Origin of the sequence: Anaeromonas gelatinilytica, from assembly GCF_016820635.1 — a bacterium.
Taxonomy (GTDB): Bacteria; Bacillota; Clostridia; order Tissierellales; family SIT17; genus Anaeromonas; species Anaeromonas gelatinilytica.
Map to the genome: position 1 here is coordinate 33734 of NZ_WSFU01000017.1, position 15761 is coordinate 49494.

The 15761-nt window shown below is 28.2% G+C and carries 14 protein-coding genes and 1 riboswitch; of the genes, 10 read left to right on the forward strand and 4 right to left on the reverse strand.

All coding sequences use genetic code 11. The features are described 5' to 3' along the window. Window positions 1-27: 27 nt before the first annotated feature. Window positions 28-137, reverse strand: a riboswitch (TPP riboswitch). Window positions 138-277: 140 nt separating this feature from the next. Continuing rightward, the gene (locus tag GOQ29_RS01660; RefSeq protein WP_203370788.1) at window positions 278-532 is read left to right on the forward strand and encodes a glutaredoxin domain-containing protein; all 255 of its coding nucleotides are present in this window, start codon (window positions 278-280) and stop codon (window positions 530-532) included. 33 nt (window positions 533-565) lie between these two features. Here GOQ29_RS01660 and murI read toward each other — a convergent pair whose 3' ends face one another. Together murI and GOQ29_RS01670 are read right to left on the reverse strand one after the other, a co-directional pair. Continuing rightward, window positions 566-1318, reverse strand: a complete 753-nt coding sequence (murI, locus tag GOQ29_RS01665) for a glutamate racemase (protein ID WP_203370790.1) — start codon at window positions 1316-1318, stop codon at window positions 566-568. Window positions 1319-1578: 260 nt separating this feature from the next. After that, window positions 1579-2253, reverse strand: coding sequence for a DUF1287 domain-containing protein (locus tag GOQ29_RS01670; protein WP_252187480.1), 675 nt, complete (start codon window positions 2251-2253; stop codon window positions 1579-1581). A 191-nt stretch (window positions 2254-2444) separates the two neighbouring features. Here GOQ29_RS01670 and GOQ29_RS01675 point away from each other — a divergent pair, with 191 nt between their 5' ends. The 9 genes from GOQ29_RS01675 (at window position 2445) to GOQ29_RS01715 (ending at window position 12813) form a co-directional block, all read left to right on the forward strand. Then, window positions 2445-4061: a Na+/H+ antiporter NhaC family protein gene (locus GOQ29_RS01675; RefSeq protein WP_252187481.1), complete on the forward strand. Its 1617-nt coding sequence runs from the start codon at window positions 2445-2447 to the stop codon at window positions 4059-4061. A 148-nt stretch (window positions 4062-4209) separates the two neighbouring features. Continuing rightward, window positions 4210-4653, forward strand: a complete 444-nt coding sequence (locus tag GOQ29_RS01680; RefSeq protein ID WP_207750627.1) for an FHA domain-containing protein — start codon at window positions 4210-4212, stop codon at window positions 4651-4653. 12 nt (window positions 4654-4665) lie between these two features. After that, window positions 4666-5913, forward strand: a complete 1248-nt coding sequence (locus tag GOQ29_RS01685; protein WP_203370792.1) for an FtsW/RodA/SpoVE family cell cycle protein — start codon at window positions 4666-4668, stop codon at window positions 5911-5913. Next, window positions 5885-7318: a peptidoglycan D,D-transpeptidase FtsI family protein gene (locus GOQ29_RS01690; protein ID WP_203370794.1), complete on the forward strand. Its 1434-nt coding sequence runs from the start codon at window positions 5885-5887 to the stop codon at window positions 7316-7318. Before GOQ29_RS01685 ends, GOQ29_RS01690 begins: the two co-directional genes overlap by 29 nt. Window positions 7319-7414: 96 nt before the next feature. Further along, window positions 7415-8245 carry a BglG family transcription antiterminator gene (locus GOQ29_RS01695; protein ID WP_203370796.1) on the forward strand — a complete coding sequence of 277 codons (831 nt, stop codon included), beginning with the start codon at window positions 7415-7417 and terminating at the stop codon, window positions 8243-8245. 137 nt (window positions 8246-8382) lie between these two features. Further along, complete coding sequence (locus tag GOQ29_RS01700) at window positions 8383-9261, forward strand: PTS sugar transporter subunit IIAB (RefSeq protein ID WP_203370798.1); 879 nt, start codon at window positions 8383-8385, stop codon at window positions 9259-9261. Window positions 9262-9335: 74 nt separating this feature from the next. After that, window positions 9336-9593, forward strand: coding sequence for an HPr family phosphocarrier protein (locus GOQ29_RS01705; RefSeq protein ID WP_203370800.1), 258 nt, complete (start codon window positions 9336-9338; stop codon window positions 9591-9593). A 17-nt stretch (window positions 9594-9610) separates the two neighbouring features. After that, window positions 9611-11317 carry a phosphoenolpyruvate--protein phosphotransferase gene (gene ptsP, locus GOQ29_RS01710; protein WP_425475061.1) on the forward strand — a complete coding sequence of 569 codons (1707 nt, stop codon included), beginning with the start codon at window positions 9611-9613 and terminating at the stop codon, window positions 11315-11317. Between the two features lie 119 nt (window positions 11318-11436). Then, window positions 11437-12813, forward strand: coding sequence for a UDP-N-acetylmuramoyl-tripeptide--D-alanyl-D-alanine ligase (locus tag GOQ29_RS01715; RefSeq protein ID WP_203370804.1), 1377 nt, complete (start codon window positions 11437-11439; stop codon window positions 12811-12813). Between the two features lie 19 nt (window positions 12814-12832). Here GOQ29_RS01715 and ddlA read toward each other — a convergent pair whose 3' ends face one another. After that, window positions 12833-13924: a D-alanine--D-alanine ligase gene (ddlA, locus tag GOQ29_RS01720; protein WP_203370805.1), complete on the reverse strand. Its 1092-nt coding sequence runs from the start codon at window positions 13922-13924 to the stop codon at window positions 12833-12835. A gap of 187 nt (window positions 13925-14111) precedes the next feature. Further along, the gene (gene citS / locus GOQ29_RS01725) at window positions 14112-15434 is read right to left on the reverse strand and encodes a citrate/sodium symporter CitS (RefSeq protein WP_203370807.1); all 1323 of its coding nucleotides are present in this window, start codon (window positions 15432-15434) and stop codon (window positions 14112-14114) included. Window positions 15435-15761: the final 327 nt, after the last annotated feature.

Sequence of the window (15761 nt, forward strand, 5' to 3'; positions counted from 1 at the left end):
ACGAAGGGGTGATATACTATCAGAAAATAAATTAGACAATATTCTCCCTTCGCTGGCATTATCCAGTGCAGGTTTTATGGGTCGAAACTAAATAAGTCTCCTCTCAGCTAATCTATACAGCTCCCCAGATTTCTATTATATTTCAACTTCATTCTATTACAATCCCATAACCTTGTCAATTAATAATACAGAAAGTTAACAAGTGCAATTCTCAATTAATAATAATGTTATAATTTATAGATAATAATAAATCAACATAAATTTAGGAGGTATTCTAATGAATAAAGAAGTAAAACTATACACCTTTAGTACTTGTCCTTTCTGTACTAAAGCTAAGAATTTATTAGATAAGGAAAATATCAAATATGAGGAAATAGAAATAAGTGATAACATAGAAGGATTAAATAGATTAGAAAAGTTTACTGGTTGTAATACTGTTCCTCAAATATTTGTAAATAAAAAATTTATTGGTGGATATGATGATCTAGTAGAATTATACAATGAAGGAAAATTCAGCAAAATATTTAAATGATAAAAACTCAGGATTTAATCCTGAGTTTTACTATTAATCAATGATATCTAAATACTTCTTTAATATTTCATCATCTTCTTTTCCAGATAAATAAAAGGTTACCTTAGTATCACCTTTCAATGTATTAACATCTTTTATATTTAAAATATTCTTTAAATGATTTATAGTTCCAGCATTTCCATCTATTATATCTATATGCTCAGGAACTATTCTTTTAAAATATTCTCTATAAAAAGGAAAATGAGTACATCCAAGAACAATAGTACTATAATCCTTTAGATTATATGAAGATAACTTCCCCTTTAAATAAGGAATAATAATGTCTTCATCAAATATAAAATTCTCTGGAAACTCTACTAATTTAGGTAATGGTAATGGTTGTACTATATCTTCTGAATTTAATTTAGTTACTAAATCATTAAATTTCTTTTCTTTGAGAGTCAAAGAAGTAGCTGTAACTAATACCTTTTTACCTTCACTTTTCTCTACTGCTGGTTTAACTGCAGGTTCCATTCCTATAATTGGAAATCTATATTTCTCCCTTAAATCCTTGACGGCAATACTTGTAGCTGTATTACAGGCTATAACTAATGCATCAATATTCTTCTTAGCTAAAAATTTAACTACATCAAATATATATTCCCTTACTTCTTCCTTAGGTTTAGTTCCATAAGGAACATTAGCAGTATCCGCATAATATATGTATTCCATATTAGGTAATTGTCTTAAAGCTTCCTTTAAAACAGTAATACCTCCAACTCCTGAATCAAATATTCCAATTTTCATAATTACCTCCAAAATCAATCCTGTATACCATATTATGATTGCATATTATAATTAAGACAAACTTATTTAATATAATTTCCTTAAATAAGTTTTCTAATCATATTATTAATTATATTTTCATTTTTAAAACCTATAGACTTATCCACAGAATTAATAATCTTCTAAAATCCATTTATGTTATTTCCATTCCTAACATCATTTCACACATAACTATTAATCTACTGTCGTCCATTATATCATAAAAACTATCTATATTCTACTCAATCAAAATATCTATAATGACCTATTATCCTACCTTCCTCACTCCAATACAATAAATGATTAACTTCCTGAGGATAATCTTTTGCATTATGTATTATATATGGAACACCATCTTTTCCTTTTTTATCTGAAACAATAGCTATATGATCGGGTTTTTTTAATACAACTAAATCTCCAGGCTGCCATTGACTTAAATTATCATAATCATTAGGAATTACATCTATAGTTAAACTTTTGCCATATTTCTCAAAAAAAATGTGCTGATTCTTCACCCTTCTAAAATCTATATTTGAATCGGGATTTCCATTAATTCTAGGATAATCTTCTAAACTGTCCCTTATGTCTTCATCTATTAATAACTTTAAATCATATCCAGCATTTTCATATGCTCTCCAAATTACATCGGTACATACGCCCTCATATTCTGGAGGATAACCTCCTTCATAATACCCATTTTTATATACCGTTTTATTTTTTATTTCTTGTCTAGCTCCAGATAATATATCTTCTACATCATTTATGCCATCCTTATCTTTATCTTTTAAAGTACCTATATTTTTTATATAAAATCCTGGTTGTAATATATATAATGGCTCTTGTTTTAATGCGTAACTCATAGTCAAAATTAATGATATGAATATAATGATTATTACATTTACAGATTTAAATCTCATTGATTTCCTCCTAACTCATATTAATTTTTACCTTAAACATACACTTTTCCTTCATTCTAAATTTAGGCTCATTTAATTTTAATATTATACAAATTGAAGTATTTATATATTATTATTATTTATGTATAACTATTAATTTTCTGTAATATTCCTCTTTTAAAATAATACTATTTATTAAAGGAGGAATGTATATGGGAAATGTAGTGGAACATTATGGGATTTTATCATTAATCCCTCCACTTATAGCAATTTTATTAGCATTTAAAACAAAACAAGTTCTACCATCATTATTTGCAGCAATTTTTATAGGATCTACTATTATTCACGATGGAAATATATTTACAGGTTTCTCCAAAACTATCGAAAAATATATAGCAGGTTCTGTAGCCGATGAGTGGAATGCAGGAATTATTATATTCGATATTGCTTTGGGCGGCATGATAGGAATAATAGCTAAATCAGGAGGTTCTAAAGCTATAGCTGAATGGTTAGGAAAAAAAGCAAGAACTGCTGAAAAAGCTATGGCATCTGCTTGGGCAATGGGACTAATTATATTTTTCGATGATTATTCTAACACCTTATTAGTTGGTAATACCATGAGACCTTTAACTGATGATCATAAAATATCTAGAGAAAAACTTGCCTTTCTTACAGATTCAACTGCAGCACCAGTTGCCAGTATGGCATTAATATCTACTTGGATAGCCTATGAAATGGGATTATTAAGGGATTCCTTCGCAGTTATAGAAATAGAAGTAAATACTTATTCTGCTTTTATACAATCTATTCCTTTTAGATTCTATAGCATAATTATGTTAGGATTTGTACTTATGATTTCTCTAACAGGTAGAGACTATGGCCCAATGCTTAAAGCTGAAAGAAGAGCTAGAAAAGAAGGAAAACTAATTGAAGATGAAGCTACTCCTCTTGCTTCTAAGGAACTTACTGACATGAAAATAAAAGAAGATACTCCTTTAAGAGCATACAACGCTATTATTCCAGTCATTACTGTTGTTATTATGGTTATTATAGGATTATATATTAACGGTCGTGGAACTGTCTTAGCTGGAGAAGATACTGAACTTATAGCTAGACTTAATGAATCTCCTTATACTTTCACTGTCATTCGTGACGTGATAGGTAATGCTAATGCCGCAGTAGCAATGATGTGGGCTTCCTTCTTAGGTAGTATTGTTGCAATGATATTAGTTTTAGCCCAAAGAATTTTAACATTTAAAGAAACCATTGAAGCTTGGGTTGATGGAGCAAAATCTCTTATTATGGCTATAATGGTTCTTGTATTAGCATGGGGAATTGGTAGTATATGTTCTGACTTAGGAACTGCGAATTATCTTGTTGGAGTATTAGATGGTAAAATATCAGCTAATATATTACCAATGTCTGTTTTTATTTTAGGTGCATTAATAGCTTTTTCAACAGGTACTTCATGGGGCACTACAGCAATTCTTATGCCTATAGCTGTTCCTTTAGTATATAACTTAAGTGGTGGAGATACAGGTGTAATATTATATGCTACAATAGGTGCTGTATTTACTGGAGCTGTTTTTGGAGATCACTGCTCTCCTATATCCGATACTACCATAATGAGTTCTATGTCTTCTGCTTCGGACCATATAGACCATGTTAAAACTCAAATGCCTTATGCATTAACCGTTTCAGTAATTGCTCTTATTACTGGATATTTACCTGCTGCCCTATTAGGTATAAATCCTGCTATATCTCTAATTACGGGTCTTATATTAGCCTATCTGACAGTAAGATTCTACGGTAAAAAAGTTTCAAATTAAAATAATTAAATGTAATAACCTTAAAATAATTTTTAATAGAGTAGATAGTATATATTATCCACTCTATTTTTTATATAACTATTTACTTATTTATTGTATAATATGATAAAATAAGTAGGAAGAAAATTAATGCAAAGCAGGTGATTATATGTTTGATATTATTTTTTCAGGACTATCCTCAATTTTTAGATATCTTTTTATTCTTTTAATATATCTTTTTATGTTTGGAATAATTCGATTAATCTATTTAGATATTAAGGGAATTAAAAATAAAGAAATAAGAGGAAATACATATTTAAAACTTATAAATAGAAAAGATTCTCTTCCATTTAAAGTGGATGAATTTTATTCATTAGTATCTAATGTAACTATAGGTAGATCAAAAAATAATAAAATTATTATTAAAGATCCTTATATATCAAAAAAACATGCTAAAATAATCAAAGAAAGAAATCAATATTTTATAGAAGATTTAAATAGCGCAAATGGAACATTCTTGAATAGTGAAGAAATAATGGATGCAGCTATATTAAAAAATGGTGATATTATAACAATAGGAAGTATAAATTTTCTATTTGTAACTGAACAATAAAGAGGTGTTTTTATGGCTACTCGTAAAGTTAATTTTAAGCGCCCACAAAACTTTCTTTTTTTCTTAAACTTATTAAGTCTATCATTAGTTATACTCTATAATAAGAGCTTTGATAGATTATCAGTTGGAGTTGTTGTTGGGCTTACACTAACAATATATATATCTAATCTATTACTCCTTAAAATTTCATCAGGAGATCATTATCTTCTCCAAATTGTAAGTATGATGATGAGTTTAGGGATAATAATGATTTACCGTATAAACCCCGAACTAGGTTTTACACAAGTTATATGGTATGTGATAGGTATTATGACTTTTTATTTGACATATTTTATTATTAAAAAAATAACATTTTGGCCAAAGTGTATGAAACTCTATATTGGAGCATCATTCTTATTATTTTTATTAACTTTAATCTTTGGTAGTACAATCAAAGGAGCAACTAACTGGATACAAATAAGAGGACATACATTTCAACCAGTAGAGGTTATAAAGATTCTTTTTGTTTTCTTTCTAGCATCCTATTATGTAAATAGAAATAAATTTGAAAACAAATATATTTTATCAATTATAGTTTATCTTCATATTGGATTTTTATTTATTCAAAAAGATTTAGGCTCTGCAATGCTATTTTATATGGTTTTTATTGTAATATTTTATGTTTATGAAAATGACAGAAAATTTATATTAATAAATATTATAGCAGCTATTTTAATGGCAATATTAGGTTATTTTGCCTTTGGGCATGTTCAAATAAGGGTAGAAGCTTGGTTAAATCCGTGGAGTGATATATCTGGTAACGGTTATCAAATAACCCAATCTTTATTCGCTATAGCTGAAGGAGGTTTTCTAGGAAAAGGAATTGGAAATGGGTATCCTTCTTTTATACCAGAAGTACAAACTGACTTTATATTTTCAGCGATATGTGAAGAATTAGGTATTCTTACTGGTATAGCTGTTATAATGTTATTTTTAATATTAATTTATAGAGGTATTAAAATCTCCTTAGAGCAAAAAAATCAATTTTATAGAATAGTTGCCTTGGGAATAACACTTACCTTAGGATTTCAAACTTTTATAATATTGGGAGGAGTTACGAAACTTATACCTCTTACAGGAATCACTCTTCCCTTTTTAAGTTATGGAGGTAGTTCACTAGTCATGAGTTTTGCAGCTTTAGGAATATTACAAGTTGCCTCAGAATATATTTACTCAGAACAGGAGGAGAATTATGAACAAGGAACAAAAGAGGATAATTAAAGTACTCTTTCTCTTAAGTATATTATTTATTTCTCTAATAGTATACTTAACCTATTTTGAGCTTTTTCGAGCAGAAGAAGTTAAAAATAGTAGCTATAATAAAAGACCTGCTAATGATGAATATGTCCTTAGAGGATCAATATATGATAGAAATAAAACTTTATTAGCATATAGTACTAAATCAAATGATGATGCCCAAGTACGTAACTATGAATACAATAATTTATATAGTCATATTATAGGATATTATGACAATATATATGGTCAATCAGGATTAGAAAAATCATATAATTCTGCCCTTTCTGACAGTAATGTTATAGATGATGTTAAAAATGTCTTTTTTCAAGTTTTAGATAATTTCAAGATTAATGAAGAAAACATACCTTTAATTAAAGAATCTCAAGGGCATAGTTTAGTTTTGACTATTGATCATGCTTTACAACAATATACAAAAGAACAATTAGGTAATAGAAAAGGCTCTATAGTAGTTATGAATCCTAAAAATGGAGATATTCTTTCAATGGTAAATTATCCTGATTTTAATCCAAATGATTTAAGTAACAATTGGGAAAAAATATCTTCTGATGAAGAAAATCCATTAATAAATAGAGCTACTGAGGGATTATATACTCCAGGATCAATATATAAAATTATAACTACTACTGCTGCCTTAGAAACTGAAGGTATTGACACCCAATTTAACTGTGAAGGTGAAATTAATATTGGAGGATTTATATTAAAAGACCAAAGTGCCCATGGTAATGTAAATTTATCTGAAGCCTTAATAAAATCTTGTAATGTTAGTTTTGGACAAATTGGTGTTCAATTAGGTCAAGATAATTTAAACAATATTTCGGAAAAATTTATGTTCAATAAAAAAATTCCTTTTGATATAAATACTAAAAAATCTATCTTCCCTAAAAATAAAATGGATAAAGCGGAAATAGGAAGTACAAGTATTGGACAAGGAAAATTAGAAGTCACTCCACTCAATATGGCTCTAATGACTTCAGCAATAGCAAATAATGGTGAAATGATGACTCCTAATCTTGTAAAAAGTGTTATTAATTCTAATGGTACCATAATAGAAGAATCTGAACCTAAAGTATTATCTACTGTCACTACCTCTGAAATAGCAAATAATATAACCGAAATGATGGTAGATGTAGTAAATCAAGGAACAGGAACTCAGGCAAAGATAAATGGTATAAATGTTGCTGGAAAAACGGGTACAGCCCAAAATTCAGGTAAAGATCATGTATGGTTCGTTGCTTTTGCTCCAGCTGAAAATCCTCAAATTGCAATATCTGTATTGTTAGAAAATAATGGTGGTAGTGGTGGTGCTAATGCAGCTCCAATTGCAAGAAACATTATTATAAAAGCTTTGAATAATATACAACAATAATCAAAATTTTATTTTATAAATAGTTGACAATTAATATTATTTTTATTAAAATCAAATTTAGTATGTACTGTGAAAATATTTTCCCGGAGGCCTCCAATGGAAAAATACCAAATAATTAAAATTCTAAGCAACAATGTTGTATTAGTAGAAAAACAAAATAAAGATTATATTCTTGTAGGTAAAGGAATAGGTTTTGGAAAGAAAAAAGGTCAATTAATAAGTAATACTCAAGCTATTGAAAATACCTTTATTTCCTTAGAAGCTGTAGATTCAGGAGAATTCAATGATATGATATCTAATGTTGATCCTAAAATAATTGAATTAACTCAAAAAATTGTATCAATGATTTCTAATGAAACTAATAAGCAATTAAACCCTCATTTTCATTTAGGTTTAATTGACCATATTAATTTTGCTATAAAACGCTTAAAAGAAGGAATCGAGATAGTAAATCCTTTTTTATCAGAAACTAAACTACTCTACCCTATGGAATATGATTTAGCTAAAAGATCAGTAAAAATACTTAAAGAAAATTTAAATATAGATATTCCCGAGGCTGAAATTGGATTCATAGCATTTCATATATATGGTGCAAATAATAATAAATCAAAAAATGATGCCCTTGAGAGTTCTAAAATCATTAATAAAATAATTCATTTTATTAAAATAAAACTTAATTTAAATTTAGATGAAAATTCTTTAGATTATATTAGATTTATCACTCACCTTAAAGGCGTATTAGATAGAAGTAAAAAAAATAAAAATATAAAAAATATATTTTTAAAACAATTAAAAAAAGATATAACATATGAGTATAAAATTGCTTATGATATGTCAGAAATTATCAAAAAAGATTTAAATATAAAAATCACTGAAGACGAAATAGGATTTATTGCAATTCATTTATATAAATTAAATAATTCATAATTCTATTAGCGTGTTACTGATTCGATCAGGCATGAGCTAAGGATTTTATATAATAGTTATTTATCATTATGGAAATAACTATTATATACCTTAGTTCATGTCTTTTTATTATTTAAAATATCTTAGGAGGTAAAATTATGGGTAATGTAAAAAATAATATTTTTTCTACTTTACAAAAAATAGGTAAATCATTAATGATGCCTGTTTCTGTACTTCCTGAAGTATCAGCCTCAGAAAAGGCAGTTGAAGTACTAAAAGCCTTAGGAGATTCTAAAAATATAAAAAATATAGATGCATGTATCACTAGATTAAGATTAAATCTCTATGACTCTTCTATAGTAGATAAAAAAAGGCTTAAAAATCTAGGTGCATCAGGAATAATGGATGCTGGTGGAGAAAATATTCAAGTAATCTTTGGTACAGAATCAAATCAATTAAAAGAAGAAATAAAAGACATAATGTCTGTTGGTGATACACAAGCTATAAAAATTAAAGATGATAATAATTTATCTGAAAAATCTACAACTAATAAATCCTGTAAAACTCCTATCTCTACTGAAGGAGAAATAATATTGAAATCACCTTTATCTGGTAAATTGATAAAGATAGAGAATGTACCAGATGAAACTTTTGCACAGAAATTTTTAGGCGATGGAATAGCCATTGATCCTACATCTGGGACAATAACTGCTCCTATTAGTGGAAAAATTGCACAATTATTTGAAACAAAACATGCAATTGGTATAATCACTAATGAAGGCATAGAAATTTTAATTCATATTGGAATTGATACTGTACAGTTAAAAGGTGAAGGCTTCAAATCCTTCGTATCTCAAGGTGATACTGTAAAAGCTGGAGATAAATTAATAGAGTTTGATTTAGACTTTGTTAAAAATAAAGCTAAATCAATGATTACTCCAGTAATAATTACAAATATCAATGACTTCAAAGATTTCGAAGTATTACCTGAGGGTAAAGTAAATAATAATGAAAATTTATTAAGAATTAAACTATAATCAAATTAATCATTAGGAAGTCATAATTTATTATGATTTCCTTTAGATATATTAAAACTTAGGAGGTATTTAAAATGGAAAAAACTATAATAGTATCTAATGAATCAGGACTTCATGCAAGACCTGCAGGTTTACTTGTTAGCAAGGCAAAAAATTATGCGTCAGATATTCAAATTAAATATCAGGACAAGATTGTAAATGCAAAATCAATAATGAATTTATTGAGCCTTGGTCTGAGTAAAGGTTCTGAAATAACTATAATAACTAAGGGCGATGATGAAGAAAAAGCCCTTAATGAATTAGTTGATCTATTAGAAAATCAACTTGATTAATAAAAGGAGGACTTATGATGTTTACAGGTACTAATGCATCACCAGGTATCACCTTAGGAAAAGCTTTAATAGTAAAACATGAGGAACTAGTGATTGAAAAAAAAGATATAAATTCTGTAGATGAAGAGTTAAAAAGATTTGATGATGCAATGGAAAAGTCTATAGAAGAATTAAATTCTGTCAAAGAAAAGGCCTTAAAAGATCTAGGTAAAGAAGAAGCAGAAATATTTGAAGCCCATCTAATGGTATTGGATGATCCAGAACTAATTAAAAGTACTAAAGATAAAATTACTAATGAAAATTTAAATGCTGAATATGCATTTAAAGAAATAATCAATCAATTCATAACTATATTTGAATCTATGGAAAATGAATATATGAGAGAAAGAGCTGCAGATATAAAAGATGTATCTGATAGAGTCTTAAGACATTTGTTAGGTAAAACTATAATAGATCTTGCAACTCTAGAAGAAGAAGTTATATTAATTGCCCATGACCTTACACCATCAGATACTGCTACAATGAACAAGGACAAAGTATTAGGATTTTTAACCAATACTGGAGGTAGAACCTCCCATACAGCTATAATGGCTAGAAGTTTAGAAGTTCCTGCAGTAGTTGGACTTAAAAATATAACTGAAAAGGTAAACAATGAAGACTATATAGTATTTAATGGCGATTCAGGAGAAGTTATTATTAATCCTGACGAAAAGACTATTGAAAAATATAAAAAGCTAAAATTAAATTATGAAAAAATGAAAAAAGAACTAGAATCCCTGAAAGGAAAAGAAAGCATAAGCACTGATGGAAGAAAAGTAGAATTAGCTGGAAACATTGGTACTCCTAAGGATATTGATGGATTAAAAAATAATGACGCCGAAGGTGTTGGACTATATAGAACAGAGTTTCTATATATGAATAGAGATAACCTTCCTACAGAAGATGAGCAATATGAATCCTATAAAAAAGTTCTAGAATCAATGAATCCAAATCCAGTAGTAATAAGAACTTTAGACGTAGGTGGAGATAAAAATCTACCATATCTTGAATTTGAAAATGAAATGAATCCTTTCTTAGGATATAGAGCAATAAGACTTTGCCTTGATAAAAAAGACATTTTTATAACTCAATTAAGAGCCCTTCTAAGAGCAAGTAATCATGGGAATCTTAGAATCATGTTCCCTATGATATCTAGTTTAGAAGAACTATTAGAAGCTAAGAAAGTTTTAGAAGGTGTAAAGGCAGATCTAAACAATGAAGGTATAGAGTACTCAAAAGATATTGAAGTCGGAATGATGATAGAAGTTCCTTCTGCAGCTATAATTAGTGACATATTAGCAAAACATGTAGATTTTTTCAGTATCGGAACAAATGACCTTATTCAATATACTACCGCAGTAGATAGAATGAATGAGAAAATAAGCTACCTATATAGACCATTTAATCCAGCTGTATTAAGACTTATAAAAATGGTAATATATAATGGTCATAAAGAGAATATTTGGGTAGGTATGTGTGGAGAAATGGCAGGAGATCAAAAATTAATCCCTATATTGCTAGGTATGGGACTAGATGAATTCAGTATGAGCCCAATATCCATACTGTCAGCAAGAAAATTAATTCGTTCATTAAAATATGAAGATGCTAAAGAAATTGCCAACAAAGTTGTAAATATAGGAACAGCTAAAGAAATAGAAGAATATATGGAAAAAGTCCTTGATTAATCAAGGACTTTTTCTCTATTTAAATTTCTACTATCCCCTTTTATTAATACTTATTTTAGATTAAAATAATACATAGACATTAATTAAAATAATAAGTATAGAATCCTGGAGGTAAATGAATGATAAAACGTAAATTAAAAGAAATAGAAAATATGATCAAAGGACAAGAACTGAATAATGAATATAATGATGTATACATTAAAGGGGTATCTACTGATACTAGAACTATAAAAAATGAGCAATTATTTATTCCTATAATAGGTGAAAATTTTGATGGACATGAATTTATAAAAAAAGCAATAGAAAATGGAGCCATTGCTACTCTTTGGGATAAAAAACATCCAATACCTGACATCGACTTCCCTTTTATATTAGTAGATAATACACTAAAGGCAATACAAAATCTTTCTAAAGCATATAGAGATCAATTAGATATAAAAGTTGTAGGAATCACTGGATCTAACGGTAAAACTTCTACAAAAGATATATTATCAAGTATTTTAAACACTAAATATAAAACTTACAAAACACAAGGAAACCTAAATAACGAATTAGGTGTACCTTTAACGCTTTTATCTTTAGAAGAAGACATAGATTTCGCAGTTATTGAAATGGGCATGTCTAGTCTAGGAGAAATCGAATTATTAACTAATTTAGCTTCTCCTAATGTAGCTATCATTACAAATATAGGTACCGCTCATCTACAAGAGTTAAAAACTAAAGACAATATTATAAAAGCTAAACTAGAGATAGTAAAAGGTCTGAAATCTAATGGATTATTTGTATATCATGGTGATGATAGAGATTTGAAAAATGCAGTAAATACTTTAGACATTCCTCAAAAACAAATAACATTTGGCAAAAACGATACAAATGATTATGTGGTGAAAATGCTCTCATGTAATATAGATGGATTGAATTTTAAAATAAAAAGTATTGATTCTCCAAAATTATTCTTGCCAATGTTAGGTAATCATCAAATATTTAATGCTTCATCTGCCATTGCAGTGGCAAGGCATTTTGGATTATCCTTTGACATGATAAATAAAGGTCTAACAAATATAGAACTAACAGGAATGAGAAGTGAACTCATCCATGGAAATGGATTTGATATATTAAACGACTCATATAACTCAAATCCCGATAGTACTAAGGCTGCACTAAATACTATAACTTCTCTAGACAATTATACTCAAAAAATTATTGTATTTGGAGATATGTTAGAACTAGGAGAAGAAGAAATTAATATGCATAAAGAAATAGGAAAAAAGATTGATTTTACTAAAATAGATTATTTATTCACATTTGGTGACTTAGCAAAATATGCAGCAGAAGAAGCAAAAAACAAAACATCAAAAGAAAAAGTTCTTTCATTTAATGATAAATCTAAATTAATCGATACACTTAAAGAAATTTTAAAAGACAATTCCATTATTTTATTAAAAGGATCTAGAGGAATGAAATTAGAAGAAATAGCAAAAAATCTGTTAAGTTAAAACTTAACAGATTTTTGCTTTATAATGAAGTCTTCAATTTTTTTTCATTATTAAATCTTGAAAGAGCAAATTGAATAAGCATATCTATTAATTCCGTATAATCTATACCACTTACTTCCCATAATTTAGGATACATACTTATTCTAGTAAATCCAGGAATAGTATTTATTTCATTAACAACTATTTCATCGTTTTCCTTAACAAATACATCTAAACGAGCCATTCCTTTACACGCTAATGCTTTAAAACTTTTTATAGAACATTCTTGAATTCTTTTAATCTGTTTTTTAGAAAACTCAGCAGGAATTTGAAGTCTAGCACCCTTTTCATCTATATATTTAGCCTCATAGGAATAGAAATCATCACTAGGTAATATTTCTCCTGGTAATGAAGCTATAGGCTCAGTATTCCCTAACACTGAACATTCAATTTCTCTTCCAATTATATTTTCTTCGATTATAATTTTAGTATCATATTCAAATGCTAACCTTATAGCCTTATCAAATTCTTTCTTATTTTTAGCTTTACTAATTCCTACTGAAGATCCTAAATTAGCAGGTTTTATAAAAACAGGCATTCCTAATTCTTTCTTTACATATTTATAGTCTATGTCTGTATCCTCATTTTCATATACTAAAAATTTAGCTATTGGTATTCCTGAATCTCTAAGCAACCTTTTCATAACATCCTTATCCATACCAACAGCTGACCCCAATACATCAGCTCCTACAAAAGGAATATTAGCTAATTTTAACAACCCTTGAACAGTTCCATCTTCACCATATGGTCCATGTAAAACTGGAAATACAACATCAATTTTTCCTAATGTTTTATTATCCTTTATACTTAATAATTGATTAGAATTTTCTCCCATTATTAATGCAAGAGGTTTATCAGATCTATTTAATTTAATTAATTTAGGATCATCACTATTTAATAAAACATTAGAATCCTCTATTAAATACCATTTACCTTCCTTATCTACTCCTATCAATACTATCTCATATTTTTCCTTATCTATAGCTTCTATTATATTTATAGCCGATTGTAAAGAGACCTCATGTTCTGCTGATTTACCTCCAAAAATAATACCTACTCTAACTTTACTCAAAATTATATACCTCCATTTCATTGCATTACAACATATAAATATTTCTCTCATATAAAATATTATCACATCTATTACAGTTAGTATATTAATATATATATATATACTAATTATATATTAATTTATTGAAGGTATTATGTAAATCTATTTTTTATAAATATATGTTTTAAAAATAGATATTTTATTTAATTTAGAACATTAATCCAAAAACTATACTCCCTACAACAAGCACTATTCCTCCACCTATTCTTGAAGAAATTTGTCCATAAGATATTAGCCCCATTCTCTTAGATGCACCTAAAACTGCTATATCTCCAGATCCTCCTCTATTTGCCATACATAATCCTGCTGTAACTGCAGTATCTACTGGGAAGAATCCTACAAAATATCCAACTATAGCACTCCCTAATACTGCACCAATAACTACAAAAGACGCTATAAATACATTTGAAAGAGTAATTGCCTCCACTAGTTCTCCTAAGTCTGTATATGCAATACCAACTCCAGCCATTATTACCCACATAAACTGTCCAGTAAAGAATTTTTGTAGTTTCTTAGCTCCACTTCTTAACTCTTCAGGAATCAATCCTAAAGCATTAAATACAGCTACAAATATAACCATATATGCAAAATGATGTATTACTATTCCACCTATTGATGGAAGTAAATGTTTTGCAAATAATCTTCCTAATGAATAGAACATTGTAGCTAATATTAATCCTGATGCAACGTCTCTATGAGTAGTTGGTATTTCACTATTGTCTTCATCAGTTAAAAGAGTCTTAGAATTTCTAATTATTTCTTCACCATCTCCTGTTAAAGAAGGTCTCATTTCCCCAAGTTTATTTAATAATGCTCCTATAAATATTGCTACGATATTTGCTATAGTAAGTATTGAAATCGCAAAAGAATAATATGCATCTCTAGGTTGTCCTGTTACCTCTTCCCATATTTCACTTAGAGGAATGGCACCTGCTCCATTTCCACCACCCATAACTGGTAAAACATATTTTATTGCAACTTCTTTAAATGGAACACCAACTACAAGTCCTGCTAATCCTCCAAATATAAAAGCAAAAGCAAGTCCACCTAAAATTGCTGGAACATATCCTATAAAAGATCTCACTAATAATTTCCTATTTACTGCTAATATTGATCCTGTTATTAACACACTAATAAATAATGTTAAAAAATCTGAGTCCCCCATAAAATTTCCTACAGAGTCAACATATTCCTCAGGTAATATACCTTTATATACTAAAAATGCTGAACCTAAAAACGCTAAAATTGAGCCCCCGCCTATATATTCTTTCCATATAGGTATCCTATCTCCTATTTCTCCAAATACAATTCCAAGTAAAAACAATACTGCAAATCCACCAGCTAAATCAGATGATAACGTTCCTGTAGCCATTCCTGCAACTATTACAATTATAAAGATAGCAAATAAATGTACAGGCATACCAAAAAGCTTTAACCCTTTTCCCGACTTAATCTTTTTTACACTTTCCATTTCTACACCCCACTAATTATTTTTTTATATTTTATAAATTTAAAATATTATAATAAAAAAGGTCAACTTAGGCACAAATACCTAAGTTGACCTTTTTCAAGCTAAGTTAATTAACTTTCTTAAACAAAATCAACATTCAAATTAATATTAAATTTTATATAAAATTCAAAGCTATCATAAAATGGCCTTTGCAAACCCTTTCATGCTTAGCAACATAACAATTATATTGAATTTCTTGTTTTTTGTCAACAATCTTATGCAATAATCAGAGATTTCGCATCAAATTTCCAGTAAAAAATTTAATTTTACTTAAATTGTACTTGATTA